This window comes from Burkholderia paludis (assembly GCF_000732615.1).
GTDB classification, from domain to species: Bacteria; Pseudomonadota; Gammaproteobacteria; order Burkholderiales; family Burkholderiaceae; genus Burkholderia; species Burkholderia paludis.
Genome location: NZ_JPGL01000006.1, coordinates 46,836 through 64,078, shown reverse-complemented (window position 1 = coordinate 64,078; position 17,243 = coordinate 46,836). Strand labels below are relative to the sequence as shown.

The window sequence follows — 17,243 nt, the reverse complement described above, 5'->3', positions numbered from 1 at the left end:
GACGGAGACACACCATGAACGACATCCTGCTGCTGGTGCAGAAATGCGCCCATACCTTCAGCTTCTACGACCTCGACACGAAAACCGCGCTCAAGCACGTCGTGCTGCCGAACTTCCCGCACGAGTTCACCGTCGACGTGAACGAGCGCTACGCGTACGTCGGCATCTTCGGGATCGAGACCGCGTGGTCGCGCGGCCATGAAGGCGATCACCGCATCGCCGAGATCGACCTCGTCGCCCGCACCCACACGCGCATGCTCGACCTGTGGCCGTACTACCGGCCGCACGGGATGGCGACCGACCGCGACGGCCGGCTGTATGCGATGAGCGAGGCGCACGACATGCTGCTCGTGTTCGACGAGCCGACCCGCCAGCCCGTGCCGAACATGGCCGTGCCGTCCGGCGGCGTGAAGACGCACCTCGTCACGCTCACGCGCGACGCGAGCCGCGCGTACGGCGTGCACCTGCTGTCGAACACGGTCACGCAGTTCCATCCGCGCGACGCGACGGTCGCGCCGCGCGCGGTGATGCCCGGCCCGCGCCCCGAAGGCAATGCGCTGTCGGGCGACGAGCGCACGCTGTTCGTCGCGAATCGCGGCGACGACACGCTGGTCGAGATCGACACGGAGACGATGACCTGCGGCCGCCGCGTCAAGACGCGCAGCGATCCGAACCGCATCTACCGGACGAGCGCGCCGGACGGCCGCGACCTGCTGCTGCTGACCAATTCGGGCGAACGGTCGATCTCCGTGTTCGATGCGCGCCAGCTCGAGGAGATCGAGCGCATCGCGCTGCCCGCGAACCCGACCGCGCTGTCGTTCCATCCGTCGCGGCGCGTCGCGTACGTGTCGTTCCAGGACGACTACGTGCGCGAACTCGATCTCGACACCTGGCGCTTCGTCGGCGCGCTCGCGACGCTGCGCGAACCCGATGCGTCGTACGTGCTCGCCGGAGCGCGCTGACATGCGCGACGGTTCGCCGGCGGACGGCCTGCCCGATGCGCTCGTCGATGCGCATCACCATCTGTGGCGGCTCGATGCGGGCGCGCACTATCCGTGGCTGCAGGCGCAATACGATCCGGCGCGCTTCATGTTCGGCGACTACGCGGCGCTGTGCCGCGATTTCGACGTGGCCGCGTTCCGGCATGCGGCGCAAGGTGCGCCGATCGTCGCCAGCGTGCACGTCGAGGCCGAACGCGCGCGCGACGAGGCGCTGGCGGAAACGCGCTGGCTGCACGAGGTCGCGGAAACGCACGGGCTGCCGTCGGCCGTGGTCGCGTGGGTCGACCTGCTGGCCGGCGACGCGGACGAACGGCTCGCCGAACAGGCCGCATGGCCGCTGGTGCGCGGCGTGCGCTTCAAGCCGCGCACCGCGGCCGCGCCGGATGCGCGCGTCGACGGGCCGGGCACGCTGCGCGATCCGCGCTGGCCGGTCGCGCTGGCGCGCCTCGCCGAGCATTGCCTGAGCTGGGATCTGCGCGTGCCGTCCTGGCATCTCGGCGACGCGGCCGCGCTGCTCGCCGAGGCCCCCGCGGTCGACGTCGTGCTCGAACATGCGGGACTGCCGTGGGATCGCTCGGAAGCGGGGCTGACGCAATGGCGCAGCGGCATGGAAGCGCTCGCCGCATCGCCGCGCGTTGCCGTGAAGATTTCCGAACTCGGCCTGCGCGACGCGGTGTGGAACGACGCGGACAACGCGCGGATCATCCGCGACACGATCGCGATCTTCGGCTGGCAGCGCTGCCTGTTCGCGAGCAACTTCCCGGTGGCCGGGCTGCGCGTGACTTATCCCGTGCTGCTGCGTACGTTTGCGCGCGCAATGACGCATCTCGACGAGGCGGCGCGCCGCGCGATCTGGCATGACAACGCGCTGCGGGTCTACCGGATCGCGCCGGATGCGTTGCAGCGGGCCGCACGCGGATAACGCCGCCCGGCTCGATCGCCGGCGGCGGCAAGCCAACCGCCACCGCGACGGTCGCGCCCGATTTCGCTGCGGCCGGGTCGCCGGGTGGCCGGCCCGGCCCGCTAGTGCGCGACGCTGCGGGCTTGCGTCCGTCGGCTGACAACCGCCTGCATCGATCGCCAGCGGCAAGCCGACCGCCACCGCAACGGTCGCACCCGATTCCACCGCGGCCGGGTGGCTGGGTGGCCAGCCCCCTCGTGCGCAGCGCGGCGGGTTCGCGTCCGTCGCCTGACAACCGCCTGCATCGATCGCCAGCGGCAAGCCGACCGCCACCGCAACGGTCGCACCCGATTCCACTGCGACCGGGTAGCCAGCCCGCTCATGCGCAGCGCGACGGATTCGCGTCCCTCGGCTGACAGGCGGCGCAGCCACGGCTTCGTCCGTTCACGCACGCTCGTGCTTGACCCGGCCCTTGGGATCGCCTTTATGCTGGTCGTCACGAATCGACCGTAGAGAGAGGTGACGGATGGGCACGTCCACGCCCCGTTTGAACGCATCGGCCGCCGCCGCCCGGCTCGGCGTCTCGATCAAGGCGCTGCGGCTGTACGAGCGGCACGGCCTCGTCACGCCGGCGCGCACGCCGGCCGGATACCGCGCCTACGGCCCGGACGACCTCGCGCGCGCGGCCGACATCGCGGCGCTGCGCGCGCTCGGCCTCGGTCTCGCGCAGGTAGCAAGCGTGCTCGACGGCGACGCGCGCGGCCTCGACGATGCACTGGCGGCTCACGAAGCGGCGCTCGACCATGGCATCCGGGATCTCGTGCGCAAGGTCGACAAGCTGCGTGCTATCCGTGCCGGCCTGGCGCGCGGCCGGATGCCGGCCGACGGCGAACTGACGCGGCTGCTCGACGACGGCGGCGCCGGCGTCGCGTTCAGCCTGCCGTGGCCGTGGGGCGGCGAGTGGTTCGAGTGTCGCGATATCCGTCCGTTGAACTACATCATCGGTTCGCTGGGCAGCGGCAAGACACGGCTGGCGCTCCGGCTCGCCGAGGCGCTGCCCGGCGCGGCGTTCGTCGGCCTCGACCGGCTGGAATGCGACGGCGCGGCGGCCCGCGACGCGCTGCGTGCCGATCCCGCGCTGAAGTCGCGCGTCGACCGCGTGTCGGCATCGCTCGCCGGCCGGGGCGCGACGCCGTCGGCGGCATTGACCGCGCTGCTCGCCAGCCTGGAAGCCGACGGCCCGCGCGCGCTGGTCGTCGACATGATCGAGCAGGATCTCGACCAGCCCACGCAGCAGGCACTGATTGCCCTGCTGCGCGAACGCGCCGCCGCCGTCGCGCGGCCGTTGTTCCTGCTCACGCGCTCGTCGTCGATCCTCGATCTGTCGGCCGTCGGCCCGGACGAATCGATCATCCTGTGCCCGGCCAATCACAGCCCGCCTTCGCGCGTGGCGCCCTACCCGGGCGCACCCGGCTACGAAGCCGTGGCCACGTGCCTGGCCGCGCCGGAAATCCGCGAGCGGATCGCCCGGCGGCCGGATACGGTGCAGGCCGTCGGCCCGACCTGACGTCCGGAGCGGCACGGGTGCGTCGCCGTCACGGAGCGCGCTGCTGCAACCGGCGCGCCATGGCCGGATTCGCTGCGTGTCGCCGGACGTGACGCCAGGACGACGCCGTTTCGCGGGCAGGCCGAACGACGGCCGGCCCGCCGTTGACCGCGCGTTATCATGCTTCGCGTGGATCCGGATACGTGTATTGCGCAGCCGATCCGTCGGAGATCCTGATGACACGCAACACGCTGGTGGAAATTGAATTGGGCGATATCGAATCAACCGCCCAGCTGCACGGACGGCTGATGGAGAAACTGGGTTTCCCGGGCTGGTACGGCAGTAACTGGAATGCGTTCTGGGATGCGATTACCGCGCTCGTCGAGATGCCGCACGTGCTCCGGCTGAACGGTTGGCATGAATTCGAACGCCGCTTTCCCCACGACGCGAAGCTGATGAACGACTGCCTGCAGGACATGGCGCGGCAATACCCGTCCTTCGCTTCCCGTATCGAGTACGACTGACCGCGCCGCGATCCGGGATCTTGCCGCACGCGGTTCTGTCCGGCAGGTTCGCCGCCACTTCCGTCATGTCCGTCATGACGGAAGTGCTTCGAGCCGGTTCATGATCCCGCCGGCCGGGCGTCGCTCGGGACCACCGGGTGCGTCATCATGGCCTCAACCTCGCCACCGCCCCGTCCCTCACGACTGCGGCCGCCCCATCCTGCGCGCCATCGCCGGACTCACCGCATGCAGCGGATCGAACCCGAAGAATTCGAGCACGTGCCGCGCGACGTCGTCGCGATCGTTGTCGGCACAGATCATGTGATAGCTGTTCTCCAGCACGATCCCGCGCGCGTCGGGCATTTTCTCGAGCAGGAAATCGGCCGAGCGCAGGCTCGTCAGTTCGTCCTCGCGCGCATGCAGCACGAGCGTCGGGCTCGGCGTGCCGGCCGCGGCCTCGAGCGCCCAGTCGCGCATCCGGTCGACCTGCCGCACGCACGCGAGCGGCACCCACGCATAGTGAAAACTGTCCTCCCGTTCGAACTTCTTCTTCACGATCGCGCGGATCGTCGCGTTCTTGATGCCGAACGGATCGCCCTCCTCGACGCGCATCCGTTCCGCGACGCCCGGCACGCGATACAGCACGTGCCGCAACGCCCGGTACCACGGCGTCGACCAGCCGTCGATGAACACCGGCGTGGCCAGCAACGCGAGCCGGCCGCGCGCATGCTGCACGCGGTGGCACAGCAGCAGCGCGACCAGCGCGCCCATGCACATGCCCGCGACATGCAGCGTGTCGTACTCGCTCGCCAGCGCGCGATACTGCTCGGTCACCGCGTCGAGCCACGCCTCCGCGCGCACGCCGACCAGATCCTCGGGGCGCGTGCCGTGCCCCGGCAGCGTGATCATGTGCGTATCGCCGCCCGCACGCCGCATCGCCTTGTGCAGCGAACCGAGATCGTATTGCGTGCCGCCGAGCCCGTGGATCAGCAGCACGGCCGTGCGGCCCGTCATCGCGCGTCCCCGCTCATTCGTCCGCCGGCCATACACGCTCGATCTGCCAGACGCCCGCGACCACCGTCACGTCGACGTTCGAATCGAGCAGCGGCGCACCGTGATCGGTGATCGCCTGCGTGCCGCCGTCGCGCTGCACGACGCGCAGCGACAGCGAGGCGCGATCCTCGCCCGCGATCTCCGCATTCCAGTAGTCGCGCAGGGCCTCGCGGTCGCCCGGCCGCACGCGTTCGAGCACGAGCGGCACGCTCGCGATCTGCGCCGCGGCCACGCCGACGCCGAACACGCGCTCGACGTCGCCGCTCCACTCGATCCGGCCCGACGCCGGATCGAGCACGTACGCGATCTGGCCGGCGCTCGCGAGCGCGAGTTCCATGTTGTTCTGCAGCACCGCCGCGTGCTCGTGCACGCGTTCGCGCGTCGTCTTCAGCGTGCTCACGGCCAGCACCAGCAGCGACGTGACCGCTAGGTAGAGCTGCGCCTCGAGCAACGCGTTGCCGTAGTGCTCGTGGAACGACGAGAACGGGCCGTCACCCTGCGCGGTCTGCCGGATCACGATCAGCGCGAGCACCAGCACCGACGACGAGCCCGCGCGGCCGCCGAGCAGCAACGTCACCGCGACGGTCAGGAACAACGGCACGTAGGTCAGGGCGAAGCCGGCGCCCGTCCCGAATTTCTGCGACGTGTCGCCGTCGAAGATCACGAGCGCAATGATCGCGACCAGCACGAACCCGACGACGCCGAGCACGATGTCGAAGCGCTCGTGGTCACCCGAGCGGTGCGCGCGAAAACGCGACCACGACGCGAGCACCGGCGTGATCAGCAGCACGCCGACGAAATCGCACGCGGCCCACACCGACCACACGTCGAGGAACGGCGCGCCCTTGACCACCGTGTACCACGCCGCGCCGCCGATCGCGCCGACGACGCCCGCGATCAGCCCGGCAAGGATCACCGAGCGCAGGAAGTACAGCCCTTCGAGCGAGAATCGCACGCGCTGCACGAGCCAGACCGCGAGCGCGGCCGCGCCGACTTCGTCGACCGTGAACAGCACCGCGTTCACGAGGCTGCCCTGTTCGATGCCGGACAGCGCGAGCTGCGCGATCAGGAATGCGCCGGCCAGCGCCGGCCATTCGCGCACCGGCCGCAGCATGAATGCGCCGACCGTCACGCCGGCCGGCAGCCAGATGTAGCCCGTCAGCCGGACGGGGCCGTTGAACTGGTGCGAGATGTAGCCGGTCGCGAGATACAGCGCCGCCCAGAGCAGCGCGGCGACGAGGCCCGGCCGCGATCGTTTGGTGTCCATCGAGAATCCCTGTGTGCTGCGCCTGCGGCCCGCAGGTGCGCGATGTGCGAATGATAGGCCGACTGAGGCAGGCCGCGGCATCCCGGAAACCGGAAACGCGTTCACCGCACCGGCGCGGCCGCAAGCCGGCGGTTGTGACCGGGAACATATCGGAAAAGTTCGTGATTTTCCAGGCGCTGTCGGGACACGTCAGCGCGTCGCCTTGGCCGGATGGCGCAAAATCCCGCGCGGCCGGTCGATTGCGCCTGGCATGAAAGGCATTCGAAAGCACACGTTTCGGGTATCGTCCACGTCTCCAGCCAACACGTCGCATGACCGCACGCAATGGCAACAGTCCCGGCCTCTTCGACGCCATGAGCCGATTTCGCGTCACGTACGACGGGCCCGCGCTCGAAGCGTCCGAGATGGACGTGCGCGAACTTGCACCCGCACTGCTCGCGATCGGCGATTTGCTCGACGCCGCGACCCGGGCGCTGTGCGGCGATCGGGTGCGGCCGCGGGTCAACGTGCGCGGCAGCTTCCAGACCGGCAGTTTCGGTATCGATTTCACGCTCGCGCCCCCGCTGCTCGGCCGCATGCGCGACATGCTGGGCGGCCACGACGGCACGGCGCTCGCCAATGCGATCACGATCCTGACCGCGCTCGGCATCGCCGCGCCGACGGCGAGAAAGGGGCTCTTCGCCGTCCTCAAATGGTTGCGCGGGCGCACGATCCGGCAAGTGCGGATACAGGATCGCACCGCGGTGCTGCACGTCGACGGCGACGCACTCGAAATCGACCTGGCCGTCCTCACCCTGCTGCGCGACATCCGCGTGCGCAACGCAACCGCGCAAGTCCTGGCGCCGCTCGCGCGCGAAGGCATCGCGACGTTTGCGGCCGGCACCGACACGGAGATATTCGAAACAGTCTCCCGCAGCGAGATTGCGTGGTTCCACGCGCCCGAACAGGCCGACGCGCTCATCCTCGACGAGCATCGGAAGATGGCCTTCTCGATCGTGTCGCTCGCGTTCAAGGACGGCAACCAGTAGCGGCTGCACGACGGCACGTCGACGATTCACGCGGCGATCACGGATACCCGCTTCCTGTCGCGCGTAAACAACAGTCAGATCAGCTTCAGCAAGGGCGACGTACTGGTCTGCAATGTCCGAATGCAGCAATGGCAAACTTCGGACGGGGCAAAAACCGAATACGAAGTCACGGATGTCCTCGAGCATCGCCCGGCCGGCCTGCAGATTCAGTTGCCCGGCCTTTGATCCGCGTCGGCATCCAGACGCTCAACCCAGGCTCCCGCCCATCATGAAACCGGCAATCCATCTGCGTACCGCCTGCCAGGCCGACCTGCCCTTCCTGCTGACCCTGCGCCGGCTCACGATGACCGCGCACCTGCAGCGGGTCGGCTCGCCAACCGACGACGAAGCGCACACCCGGCGCATCGAAGCGCACTTCGACGATGCGATGATCGTCTGCGAAGGCGCCGCTCCCATCGGCTTGCTGAAGGTGACGCGCGCCGCCGGCGAATGGCACGTTCACCAGATCCAGATCCTCCCCGCGCACCAGGGCCGGGGCATCGGCGAGGCCCTGCTGCAGGTGCTGCTGGACGACGCGGCGCGCGCGAACGTGCCCGTATCGCTCAGCGTGGTGCACGGCAACCCGGCGCGGCGGCTCTACGAGCGGCTCGGCTTTCGCGTCGCATCGGAGGCCGACACGAGCACGAGCATGATCTGGCGCGCCTGACGCCTGACGCCTGACGCCTGACGCCTGACGCCTGACACCTGACGCCCGGCGCGCGGGGCCGCCGCATCACTGCGTGATCTTCGCGCCCTTCATCAGGTTGCCGATCATCTGCGCACTCGCCTTCTCGATCGCGGCCGCCTGCAGTTGCTGCTGAAGCGCAGGCTTCGCGGTCGCGAAGCCCGGCACCTGCGTCGGCCGCTTCGCATCCAGCTTCACGATGGCCCGCACGCCGTCGACCGGAATCGAATCCTTCGTCGTCGCGCCGACCGCCAGCTTCTCGAGCGCCTGCGCGACCGGCAGCGGCAAGCCGGACGTCTTGCCCTCCACCGCCGGCGTGTTGAAGCTCACCCACGGCAGTTCGCCGCCCGCATCGCGGCTCGGCGCCAGGCTGTACTGGCGCGCGAGCCCGTCGAACGATTTGCCCGCCTTCAGTTCGCTCAGCACCGTCGCGGCCGTCAACGGATCATTGACGACGATCACGCGCGGCTTGTACTCGCTCTTGCCGAGCGCCGCGACGATTTCGTCGTAGCGCGCCTTGACCTGCTCGTCGGTCACCGGCTCGGGCTTCACGTTCTCGCGCAGGTAAAGCTGCACCTCGGCATTGGTTTTCGCCTGCTGCACCGCCGCCTTGACCTCGGGCTTGTCGCCATAGTCCGCCTTCTCGGCGGCCTGCTGCACCAGCACGCGCGTGATCAGCTGATTCTTGATCGCCTGGCGGACCTGCGGCGAATCCGGCTGCCCGGACGCGCGCAGCAACGTATCGACGTCGGCCTGCGTGATCGGCGTGCCGTTGACCGTTGCAACGGTCGCCGCCGTCTCGGCAAGGACGGGACCGCTCAATGCGCCGGCCAGCGCGGCGATCAGCAACAGGCGTTTCGGTGTCTTGTTCATCTTCGTCGTTTCGTCACTTCGGACTTGAAAAGCGCGGCAGCGAGGTGCCGCGCGGGTTCGCCGGCGCTGCGACGCGGCGGTGCGACCGTTCGGTCGGTCCGGTTCGTCGTCAAGGGCTGCCGGCGGCGTCTGCGGACGCCGTCGTCATTCTGCCCGGAACCGCGTTTCCGCGTCGGGACGTCGGGACGTCGTCGCGCGGCCCCGAGCGGCGACACACGCCGACGGCGGATGCGACGGTGCGCAAGCGAAGGCAGCGAAGGCACCGAAGGCACCGATGCGCCTGACGGAGAAGGAGGCGTCAGGCTGGCGCCTGGCGAGCGAGGCAATCGCCGCCGGTCCGGCGACGCAGGATTGAAACGCCACGCGGCCGTTCCGGTGAATCCGGACAAGTGTGGCGGAGAGATGGCGAAATCGTTGCGCCAAACGAAGCGCCGGCCTGGATCCTCGTCGAATCCAGGCCGGCGACCGTCAATAACCGTGAAACGGGCCACGCGCGGCGAGCGCCGCGCTGCCGCGCATCATGCCGATGCGGATGTCTCCGGCGCCTTCACGGGCATCGCGCGTCCGCCGTCCGGATCGTCGTCGCGCGGCGCGTCGAGCTGACCCTCCCACTTCGCGACCACGGCGGCCGCGATCGAGTTGCCGACGGCGTTAGTGGCCGAGCGCCCCATGTCGAGGAACATGTCGACGCCCATGATCAGCAGCAACCCGGCTTCGGGCATGTTGAACTGGTTGAGCGTCGCCGCGATCACGACCAGCGATGCGCGCGGCACGCCCGCCATCCCCTTCGACGTCACCATCAGCATCAGCAGCATCGTGATCTGCGTGCCCAGCGGCAGATGAATGCCGTACACCTGCGCGATGAACAGCACCGCGAACGTGCAGTACATCATCGAGCCGTCGAGGTTGAACGAATACCCGATCGGCAGCACGAAGCTCGAGATCTTGCGGTTCACGCCGAAGCGGTCGAGCGCGTCCAGCAGCTTCGGATACGCGGCCTCGGAGCTCGCCGTCGCGAACGACAGCAGGAACGGCTCGCGGATCAGCTTGATCAGCGTGAACGCGCGCTTGCCGAGGAACGTCACGCCCGCGAGCGTCAGCACGCCCCACAGCAGCGCCAGCGCCAGATAGAAGCTCGCCATGAACTTCGCGAACGTGAGCAGGATGCCGAGCCCTTCCGTCGTGATCGTCGACGCCAGCGCGGCGAACACCGCGACGGGCGCGAACCACATCACCGCGCTCGTCACCTTCAGCATCACCTGCGCGAGATCGTCGATCACGCCGGTCAGGCGCTTGCCCGCCTCGCCGAGCGCGGACAGCGCCGTGCCGAAGAAGATCGAGAACACGACGATCTGCAGGATTTCGTTGTTCGCCATCGCTTCGGCGATCGACTTCGGCACCAGGTGGACCACAAAGTCCTTCAGCGTGAAGGCGCCCGTCTTCAGGTTGAGGGCCGCATCGGAGGCCGGCAACGGCAGGCTCAGGTGGCTGCCCGGCTGCAGGATCGTCGCGGTCAGCAGACCGAGCAGCAACGACGTGAACGACGCGATGAAGAACCAGCCGAACGCCTTGACGCCGACCCGGCCCACGGCACTGCCGTCGCCCATCTGCGCAATGCCGACGGTCAGGGTCGCGAATACCAGCGGCGCGATGATCATCTTGATCAGGCGCAGGAACACGTCGGACAGCAACGACACGTAGCCGGCGACTTCCTTCGCCATTTTCGGATCGGGAAACGCGCTATGACAGGCGTAACCCACGGCGATACCAAGCATCATCGCGACAACGATGTACTTGGTGATGTTGTGCTTCTTTTTCATTAGTAATCCAAATCACAAAGCTTATGTTGCTAACGGCTGGCACATCATTCGCGCCCGGCTCCGAAGCGGAACCCACGTCTCCCTGGGTGCGACAAGTCCGCCTTCGGCGATCGCCAGGGCGGACAGGGGGGGCATTCTAACGCAAATGGCACTTCGGCTTTCAAATCTGAAAGTCAGCCGGGTTGATCTGCGTCCGGTTACCGTCGAAAAGGCCGGTTTTGTCGCGATCCGGCCCAAGCCTGCCCGGCCGGCGCCGGCCGACTCCGCCCCTTCCGGCGGCGTTGCGAGACCTAACGACACCGCAAGCGATCGCGACACATTCTCACAAAGATGCGCAGACCTCGACACTACGATACGTAATGTGTCTGTAATATTCGGAAATAATTCGCGTTGCCGCCCTCCGCGGGCGTCGATGCACGATCCCGAACCGGAAACCCGGCTCCGGGCAGGAAGCACGGCTCTCGAAAGCTCGACTCATTTATCTTAAGCAGTCCTGTCAAACAGGCGACCGGACAAAGGCGGCACCGCGATGAACATTCTGTATACGAACTTCCACGGCGACTACGGCGGCGGCCAGGACACCTACGTCCGCGATCTCGCCGTGGCGATGAGCCGGCATCACCGCGTGACCGTCGCGTCGCCGCAGGGTAGCCGTCTGTCGCGACTGCTGGCGGACAGCCCCGGCGTGACCATCTTCGACATGGAATTCAAGCCGCGCTGGAACCGGCTGTGCGTGGAAATCGTCCGGCTGCGCCAGCTGATCGTCGCGGAGCGCTTCGACGTCATCCATGTCAACGGGTCCGCCGACCATCGGCAGGTGATGCTGGCGCTGCTCGGGTGCCGGCGTCGGCCCGCGGTCGTGCTCACCAAGCACAACACCTATCGCGCCGACAGCTTCGGCAACCTGCTGCGCGCACGGCTGGCAACCGACCACACCATCGCGGTCAGCGACTACGTGGCGGACATGCTCGCGTTCCGGTCGCCGTACGGCAACGTCACGGTCATCAAGCACGGCGTGCGCCAGCCGGCCGCGGAACGACTGGCGAGCGACGAGATTCGCCGCCGCAAGACGGCCCTGTTCGGGCCGTCCGGCGCGGATGCGATCGTCCTGGGCAGCAGCGCCGGCACCGCGCCGGAAAAAGGCTGGATGGACCTGATCGCGGCGCTGGGCCGCCTGCCCGACCACGAGCGCGAACGGTTTCGCGTGCTGCTGGTCGGCGCGGAACCGTCCGGCGAGCAGCGCGAACAGATCGCGCGGCACGGCATGACGTCGCGCATCGCCTGCACCGGCCGCCTCGACGACGTGCGGACGCCGTTCTCGATCGTCGACGTGTCGTTCGTGCTGTCGTATCACGAGAGCCTGTCGTACGCGTGCCGCGAGGCGATGTCGCTCGGCTGCCCCGCGATCGTGACCCGCGTGGGCGGGCTGCCCGAGAACGTCGAGCCGGGCGTGGACGGCTGGGTCGTCCCGCCGCACGAGCCGGAAGCGATCGAGCCGATCCTGCGCGCGATCGCACGCGAGCCCGGCTGCGTCCACGCGATGGGACGCAGCGCGCAACTGAAGGGCAAGCGCGAATTCTCGTTCGACCGGTTCGTCGAGGCGACGTTGTCCGTCTATCAGAACTCGATTCGACACAACGCGTATCGCCGCGTGACATCCATGAGGTCGGTGTGACGGCAATGAACGTCTGGAAGAAGTACTGGGATCTGCGCATCGGGGAGTGCCCGTGCGACGTGCACTTCGTCGAATGGCTGGAATCCGCTCGCCTCAACGGCATCCGCATCTATCACTTCGGCACCGGCGGCCACCACCATGTCGGCGTGGCATGCGCGCGACCGCACCTGAACAACACCGTGTTCGGCGTCACGGCGTCGCCGAAGGAATACAGGTCGTACGTCGATCTCGTCACGCGGCGGCCGGAGGTCGGCAAGACCTATCTGGCGTATTTCGGCGACATCTATACGAGCAATCCGGACCTGCTGCCGGCCTTCGACGTCGTCACGCTGTTCCATCTGTGCGAGTACCGCGACGAGACGAACAGCCGCTACGGCGCGAAGACCGACGCCGAAGTGCTCGACCTGTTCGCACGCCATATCGCGCCTGCAGGGCACCTCCTGTTCTACACGGGCTCGTCGGCCTACCGGAAGGCCGAACCGGTCATCGAGCGATGGGCGGCGAATGCCGATTTCGTCGAAACCGGCCACTTCAAGACCCTGCGGATTTTCCGCAAGGCCGCGTCGTAACCCTCCGTTCCCGCGATCGCCCCATGCTGCCGTCCGCCGCGCGCTATCCGATCCTGATGTACCACCAGATACGCACGCTGCCGCCGCCGCCCGACCGGCTGCGCAGCCTGAGCGTCGCACCCGGCGCGTTCCGCCGCCAGATGACGCTGTTCAGCCGGCTCGGCTACCGCGGCCTGAGCGTGCGCGAACTGCAGCCGTATCTGCGCGGCGAACGCAGCGGGAAAGTCTTCGGCATTTCGTTCGACGACGGCTTTCTCAACGTGCTGACGCATGCGATGCCCGTGCTGGACGAACTCGGGTTCACCGCGACCTGCTACTTCGTCGCCGGCCGCTTCGGCGGGAAGAACGACTGGGATGCGGAAGCCGATACCGCGCATTCGCCGCTGATGACTCGCGAGGACATGCTCGCCTGGCGCGATCACGGCCACGAGATCGGCTCGCATACGCTCGATCACGTCGCGCTGTCGCGCGTGCCGGCGCACGTGTCGGCAATCCAGATCGCCGAATCCAGGCGGCAGCTCGAAGCGCTGGGCGGCCAGCGCGTCGAATCGTTCTGCTACCCGTACGGCGATCTCGACCCGCGTGTGCGCGACCAGGTCGCGGATGCCGGTTACGGCAACGCGACGACCACCCGGCGCGGTTGCGCCGACGCGTCCGACGATCCGTTCCTGTTGCCGCGGATTCCGGTGGCGGGCGGCGTCGGCGCGGTGCGGCTGTGGTTCAAGTGCCTGCGCGGGCGGGTTCAGGCGCGCAGGTAGGGTAGGGCCGCGCCCGCCGCGAGCCCATGCCCGACAGGCCGGTTCCCCGGCAACGGGGCCGCCCTGGAAGGCGCGATGCCGTTGCATGGGGGCTGAAACGAACTGCGCGCGCCCGGCGACGCAGGCAATTCGCCCCGGCCAATCGTTCCGGCGGCGCGGCGAGGCCCGCGTCGGCCGGCAGGTTCAGCGGGTCCGCATCAGGAACGGCAGCAGGTGGCCGATGAACGCATCCGGCGCTTCTTCCATGATGAAGTGGCCGCAATCGGGAACGATCGCGCCCTGCAGATCCGTCGCGTTGTCGCGCAGGGTGACCAGCGGCGCGTCGCCCGTGGCATGTTCGGCACCGATGGCGAGCACCGGCATCGCCAGCTTCCGCTGCGCCCGCTCCCGGTTCTGGCGGATCGTCTCCGGAATGGCGCGGTAATAGGAAAAGCCGCCGCGCAAGCCGCCCGGCGCCGCATACGCGTCGATATAGACGTCGACCGCCACGCGGTCGCGCCGGAACGACCAGCGGTCGAACATGAACGTCAGATACGCGCGTTCACGCCCGGCGATCAGCGTCTCGGGCAAGTCGGCCAGCTGATTGAACATGAAATGCCACAGGAAGATGTTCTCCTCCGGCGGCGCGAAGATCGACGGCGCCGGCGCCAGCCCCGGAATCACGGCCTCCGTGAGCGCCAGCGCCTTCACCGCCTCGGGGCGGTCGCTCGCCAGCGCATAGGCCACCCACATGCCGACGTCGTGACCGGCCACCTGGTAGACGTCGAAGCCGAGCTGCGCCATCGCGCGATGCAGCGCGGCCGCCGTGTGCCCCGTGTCGTAGCCTGCCAGCGGCCGGTCGGAATGGCCGGTGCCCGGCGGATCGACCGCGACAGCCGTGAAGCCGTGCCCGGCGAGCGCCTGCATGACGTGGCGCCACGCATACCAGGTTTGCGGCCACCCCGGAATCAGCAGGACGGGCGTACCCGCGCCGGCCGTCACGCAATGGATGCGCTGGCCGTCGATGCGGACGTATTGATGTGTGAAGCCATTGGCGTCGGCCGGCGGCGACGCGAGTTGAGCGGACATGTCGATGGTTCCTGGCAGTGGGAGAAAGCGGCTCATTCGAGGCCGAGCATCGTGTGGATTTGCCGTTGATCGACCGCGGCGCCGGCGAAATCGTCGAAAACGCGCTCCGTCACGCGGATGATGTGGTCGTTGATGAACGCGACACCTTCGCGCGCGCCGTCCTCCGGATCCTTGAGGCAGCATTCCCACTCGAGGGCGGCCCATCCTTCATAGTTGTACTGAGCAAATTTAGAAAAAATCGCCTTGAAGTCGACCTGGCCGTCGCCCAGCGAGCGGAAGCGGCCGGCGCGCTCCAGCCACGAACTGTAGCCGCCGTAGATGCCCTGGCGCCCCGATGGCAGGAACTCGGCATCCTTCACATGGAACATGCGGATGTGCTCGCGGTAAATATCGAGGTACGCCAGATAGTCCAGTTGCTGCAGCACGAAATGACTGGGGTCGAACAGAATCCGGCAGCGTGCGTGCCCGCCGACCAGCGCATGGAAGCGCTCGAAACTGACGCCGTCGTGCAGGTCTTCGCTCGGGTGAATCTCGTAGCAGAGGTTGACGCCGTTTTCATCGCAGACGTCGAGAATCGGCCGCCAGCGGCGCGCCAGTTCGTCGAAGGCCGTCTCGATGAGGCCGGCGGGCCGTTGCGGGAACGGAAACAGGTAAGGCCACGCGAACGAGCCCGAGAAGGTGCCCATGTCGGTGAGCCCCAGGCGGCGTGAAGCGCGCGCCGACAGCTCGAGCCGCTCCAGCGCCCATGCGGTGCGCGCGGCCGGATTGCCGCGCACGGCCTCGGGCGCGAAGTTGTCGCACATGGCGTCGTACGCCGGATGCACGGCGACCAGTTGCCCGAAGATATGCGTGGTCAGTTCGCTGATCTCCAGCCCGTGTTCGACCAGCATGCCCTTCACGTCGTCGCAGTAGTCCTGGCTCTCCGCGGCGGTCGCCACGTCGAACAGACGCGTATCCCACGCGGGAATCTGCAATGCCTTGAAGCCGAGGCCGGCGGCCCATTGCGCGATGTCGGGCAGGTTGTCGAAAGGCGCGGTATCGCCGACGAACTGCGCCAGATGAAGACTGGGGCCCTTGAGGGTACGCATGACCGACTCCTATTGTTTGTTGATCGACAAAGAATAGGACGAGGAAACGGCCCGTGTCAACACGGTGCGCGATAAAATCGCTCCACGATGTGACCACGGACGACAGGGAAATGGCGGGACGACCGAGAGAATTCGATCGCGACATGGCGCTGAAGCGCGCCATGCTCGCTTTCTGGCGACGCGGCTACGAAGGCACGTCGATGTCCGACCTGGTCGAAGCGATGGGCATTGCGTCCGCGCGCATTTACGCGGCGTTCGGCAGCAAGGAGGCGCTGTTCCATGAAGCCGTGGCGCTCTACGAGCAAGGCGACGGCGGCTTCGCCGATCGCGCGCTCGCCGGGGAGGCCGATGTCCGCACGGCCGTCGAGCGGATGCTGCGCGATGCCGTCGCCGCCTATACGAGGCGCGGCCATCCGCACGGCTGCATGGTGGTCTCCGCCGCCACCAACTATTCCGCCGAAAACGAAAGCGTCATGGAATGGCTCGCCGGACATCGGCGTGCACGCACGCAATCGATCGCCGAGCGCCTGCAGCTTGCGGCCGAGCAGGGACAGCTCGCGCGCGGCGCCGACGTCAAGGCCCTGGCCGATTTCTATGCGACCCAGTTGCACGGCATTTCCGTCCAGGCCCGCGACGGAGTCTCGAAAGAGCGCCTGCTGGCGTCCATCGCGCCGGCCATGATGCCGCTTGCGATGGCCGTGCGTGACGGCGCATAACGCGGCTCGCCTGCCCGGACACGGCGTTCATGCGCACCGGCCGCGGTTGCCGTTCGTCAACCGGCCTGTCGGGTTCGGGAGACGTCGGGCAACGAGAGGATTCGAGTGAAACGCGAGACGGCCGGGCCGCCATCGGCCCGTTGTCCATGCCTCACGTGATCTCGCCCATCGCCTTGGGCGGATAGCTCGCGAGGATGATCGAGGTGGTCACCGGCCCGAACCTGGCCAGCGCGTCGATGGCTTTCTCCAGCTCGCACATTCTTTGAACCACCACGCGGACGATGAAGCAGTCATCGCCCGTGATGCGATGCGCCTCGACGATCTCGGGCATCGTTGCGAAGGCCTTCAGGCATCTTGCGATCTGCGCGTGAGTCGTCTGTATCCGGACGAGTGCGGAGATATCGCGCCCCAGGAGCCCGGCGTTGACCCTCGCCGAGTAACCCTCGATCACACCGTGCTCTTCCAGTCGCCTGATGCGGGCGCTGACCGCCGGCTGCGACAGTCCGATCCGTTTGCCCAGCTCGGTGTTGGTCACACGCGCATGAACCTGCAGCGCCTCGATAATGCGCCAGTCAAGCCGGTCCAGTTCCACTCGCTTGGGTTTCATTCGCAACCGCCTCCAAATTCCTTGAATACCGATCTATGCGACGATG

Annotated in this window: 16 protein-coding genes and 1 pseudogene; 10 read left to right on the top strand and 7 right to left on the bottom strand. The window is 67.8% G+C overall.

Translation table 11 applies throughout. From position 1 onward, the window contains the following. The first annotated feature begins 14 nt into the window (after window positions 1-14). The 4 genes from GQ56_RS0103005 (at window position 15) to GQ56_RS0102990 (ending at window position 3,972) form a co-directional block, all read left to right on the top strand. Window positions 15-962: a YncE family protein gene (locus GQ56_RS0103005; protein ID WP_031397229.1), complete on the top strand. Its 948-nt coding sequence runs from the start codon at window positions 15-17 to the stop codon at window positions 960-962. Window position 963: 1 nt separating this feature from the next. Beyond that, entirely contained in the window at window positions 964-1,923 is a 960-nt protein-coding gene (locus GQ56_RS0103000) for an amidohydrolase family protein (protein ID WP_031397228.1), read from the top strand. Between the two features lie 505 nt (window positions 1,924-2,428). Further along, window positions 2,429-3,469, top strand: coding sequence for a MerR family transcriptional regulator (locus GQ56_RS0102995; protein ID WP_031397227.1), 1,041 nt, complete (start codon window positions 2,429-2,431; stop codon window positions 3,467-3,469). A gap of 215 nt (window positions 3,470-3,684) precedes the next feature. Then, complete coding sequence (locus tag GQ56_RS0102990; RefSeq protein ID WP_031397226.1) at window positions 3,685-3,972, top strand: barstar family protein; 288 nt, start codon at window positions 3,685-3,687, stop codon at window positions 3,970-3,972. Window positions 3,973-4,149: 177 nt separating this feature from the next. Here the strand turns inward: GQ56_RS0102990 and GQ56_RS0102985 are convergent, their stop codons facing one another. Together GQ56_RS0102985 and GQ56_RS0102980 are read right to left on the bottom strand one after the other, a co-directional pair. Continuing rightward, window positions 4,150-4,965 carry an alpha/beta hydrolase gene (locus GQ56_RS0102985; RefSeq protein WP_031397225.1) on the bottom strand — a complete coding sequence of 272 codons (816 nt, stop codon included), beginning with the start codon at window positions 4,963-4,965 and terminating at the stop codon, window positions 4,150-4,152. A 13-nt stretch (window positions 4,966-4,978) separates the two neighbouring features. Continuing rightward, entirely contained in the window at window positions 4,979-6,271 is a 1,293-nt protein-coding gene (locus GQ56_RS0102980; protein WP_031397224.1) for an MASE1 domain-containing protein, read from the bottom strand. 311 nt (window positions 6,272-6,582) lie between these two features. Here GQ56_RS0102980 and GQ56_RS39130 point away from each other — a divergent pair. Beyond that, a pseudogene (locus GQ56_RS39130) lies at window positions 6,583-7,524 on the top strand (hypothetical protein). Window positions 7,525-7,567: 43 nt separating this feature from the next. Continuing rightward, entirely contained in the window at window positions 7,568-8,005 is a 438-nt protein-coding gene (locus GQ56_RS0102970; RefSeq protein ID WP_031397223.1) for a GNAT family N-acetyltransferase, read from the top strand. A 66-nt stretch (window positions 8,006-8,071) separates the two neighbouring features. Here GQ56_RS0102970 and GQ56_RS0102965 read toward each other — a convergent pair whose 3' ends face one another. Beyond that, the gene (locus tag GQ56_RS0102965; RefSeq protein ID WP_031397222.1) at window positions 8,072-8,896 is read right to left on the bottom strand and encodes a peptidylprolyl isomerase; all 825 of its coding nucleotides are present in this window, start codon (window positions 8,894-8,896) and stop codon (window positions 8,072-8,074) included. Window positions 8,897-9,414: 518 nt separating this feature from the next. Next, a complete protein-coding gene (locus GQ56_RS0102955) occupies window positions 9,415-10,716 on the bottom strand; it encodes a dicarboxylate/amino acid:cation symporter (protein WP_031397221.1) in 1,302 nt (433 codons plus the stop codon). 529 nt (window positions 10,717-11,245) lie between these two features. Here GQ56_RS0102955 and GQ56_RS0102950 point away from each other — a divergent pair. The 3 genes from GQ56_RS0102950 to GQ56_RS0102940 are packed head-to-tail and all read left to right on the top strand — an operon-like array spanning window position 11,246 to window position 13,718. Next, window positions 11,246-12,391 carry a glycosyltransferase gene (locus GQ56_RS0102950; protein ID WP_031397220.1) on the top strand — a complete coding sequence of 382 codons (1,146 nt, stop codon included), beginning with the start codon at window positions 11,246-11,248 and terminating at the stop codon, window positions 12,389-12,391. A 5-nt stretch (window positions 12,392-12,396) separates the two neighbouring features. Further along, window positions 12,397-12,960 (top strand): hypothetical protein, encoded by a 564-nt coding sequence (locus GQ56_RS0102945; protein ID WP_031397219.1) that lies wholly within the window; start codon window positions 12,397-12,399, stop codon window positions 12,958-12,960. 23 nt (window positions 12,961-12,983) lie between these two features. Then, entirely contained in the window at window positions 12,984-13,718 is a 735-nt protein-coding gene (locus tag GQ56_RS0102940) for a polysaccharide deacetylase family protein (RefSeq protein WP_031397218.1), read from the top strand. A gap of 183 nt (window positions 13,719-13,901) precedes the next feature. Here GQ56_RS0102940 and GQ56_RS0102935 read toward each other — a convergent pair whose 3' ends face one another. Beyond that, the gene (locus tag GQ56_RS0102935) at window positions 13,902-14,786 is read right to left on the bottom strand and encodes an alpha/beta fold hydrolase (RefSeq protein ID WP_031397217.1); all 885 of its coding nucleotides are present in this window, start codon (window positions 14,784-14,786) and stop codon (window positions 13,902-13,904) included. A gap of 32 nt (window positions 14,787-14,818) precedes the next feature. Next, window positions 14,819-15,874 carry a sugar phosphate isomerase/epimerase family protein gene (locus GQ56_RS0102930; RefSeq protein WP_031397216.1) on the bottom strand — a complete coding sequence of 352 codons (1,056 nt, stop codon included), beginning with the start codon at window positions 15,872-15,874 and terminating at the stop codon, window positions 14,819-14,821. 110 nt (window positions 15,875-15,984) lie between these two features. Here GQ56_RS0102930 and GQ56_RS0102925 point away from each other — a divergent pair, with 110 nt between their 5' ends. Then, complete coding sequence (locus tag GQ56_RS0102925; RefSeq protein ID WP_031397215.1) at window positions 15,985-16,590, top strand: TetR/AcrR family transcriptional regulator; 606 nt, start codon at window positions 15,985-15,987, stop codon at window positions 16,588-16,590. A gap of 151 nt (window positions 16,591-16,741) precedes the next feature. Here GQ56_RS0102925 and GQ56_RS0102920 read toward each other — a convergent pair whose 3' ends face one another. After that, a complete protein-coding gene (locus GQ56_RS0102920; protein ID WP_031397214.1) occupies window positions 16,742-17,197 on the bottom strand; it encodes an Lrp/AsnC family transcriptional regulator in 456 nt (151 codons plus the stop codon). Between the last annotated feature and the right edge of the window lie 46 nt (window positions 17,198-17,243).

Excerpts from the sequence above, each read along its gene's own strand:
- GQ56_RS0102930 (WP_031397216.1), bottom strand. The coding sequence starts at position 15,874 with ATGCGTACCCTCAAGGGCCCCAGTCTTCATCTGGCGCAGTTCGTCGGC.
- GQ56_RS0102935 (WP_031397217.1), bottom strand. The coding sequence starts at position 14,786 with ATGTCCGCTCAACTCGCGTCGCCGCCGGCCGACGCCAATGGCTTCACA.
- GQ56_RS0102965 (WP_031397222.1), bottom strand. The coding sequence starts at position 8,896 with ATGAACAAGACACCGAAACGCCTGTTGCTGATCGCCGCGCTGGCCGGC.
- GQ56_RS0102955 (WP_031397221.1), bottom strand. The coding sequence starts at position 10,716 with ATGAAAAAGAAGCACAACATCACCAAGTACATCGTTGTCGCGATGATG.
- GQ56_RS0102950 (WP_031397220.1), top strand. The coding sequence starts at position 11,246 with ATGAACATTCTGTATACGAACTTCCACGGCGACTACGGCGGCGGCCAG.
- GQ56_RS0102945 (WP_031397219.1), top strand. The coding sequence starts at position 12,397 with ATGAACGTCTGGAAGAAGTACTGGGATCTGCGCATCGGGGAGTGCCCG.
- GQ56_RS0102985 (WP_031397225.1), bottom strand. The coding sequence starts at position 4,965 with ATGACGGGCCGCACGGCCGTGCTGCTGATCCACGGGCTCGGCGGCACG.
- GQ56_RS0102925 (WP_031397215.1), top strand. The coding sequence starts at position 15,985 with ATGGCGGGACGACCGAGAGAATTCGATCGCGACATGGCGCTGAAGCGC.
- GQ56_RS0102995 (WP_031397227.1), top strand. The coding sequence starts at position 2,429 with ATGGGCACGTCCACGCCCCGTTTGAACGCATCGGCCGCCGCCGCCCGG.
- GQ56_RS0103005 (WP_031397229.1), top strand. The coding sequence starts at position 15 with ATGAACGACATCCTGCTGCTGGTGCAGAAATGCGCCCATACCTTCAGC.
- GQ56_RS0103000 (WP_031397228.1), top strand. The coding sequence starts at position 964 with ATGCGCGACGGTTCGCCGGCGGACGGCCTGCCCGATGCGCTCGTCGAT.
- GQ56_RS0102970 (WP_031397223.1), top strand. The coding sequence starts at position 7,568 with ATGAAACCGGCAATCCATCTGCGTACCGCCTGCCAGGCCGACCTGCCC.
- GQ56_RS0102980 (WP_031397224.1), bottom strand. The coding sequence starts at position 6,271 with ATGGACACCAAACGATCGCGGCCGGGCCTCGTCGCCGCGCTGCTCTGG.
- GQ56_RS0102990 (WP_031397226.1), top strand. The coding sequence starts at position 3,685 with ATGACACGCAACACGCTGGTGGAAATTGAATTGGGCGATATCGAATCA.
- GQ56_RS0102920 (WP_031397214.1), bottom strand. The coding sequence starts at position 17,197 with ATGAAACCCAAGCGAGTGGAACTGGACCGGCTTGACTGGCGCATTATC.
- GQ56_RS0102940 (WP_031397218.1), top strand. The coding sequence starts at position 12,984 with ATGCTGCCGTCCGCCGCGCGCTATCCGATCCTGATGTACCACCAGATA.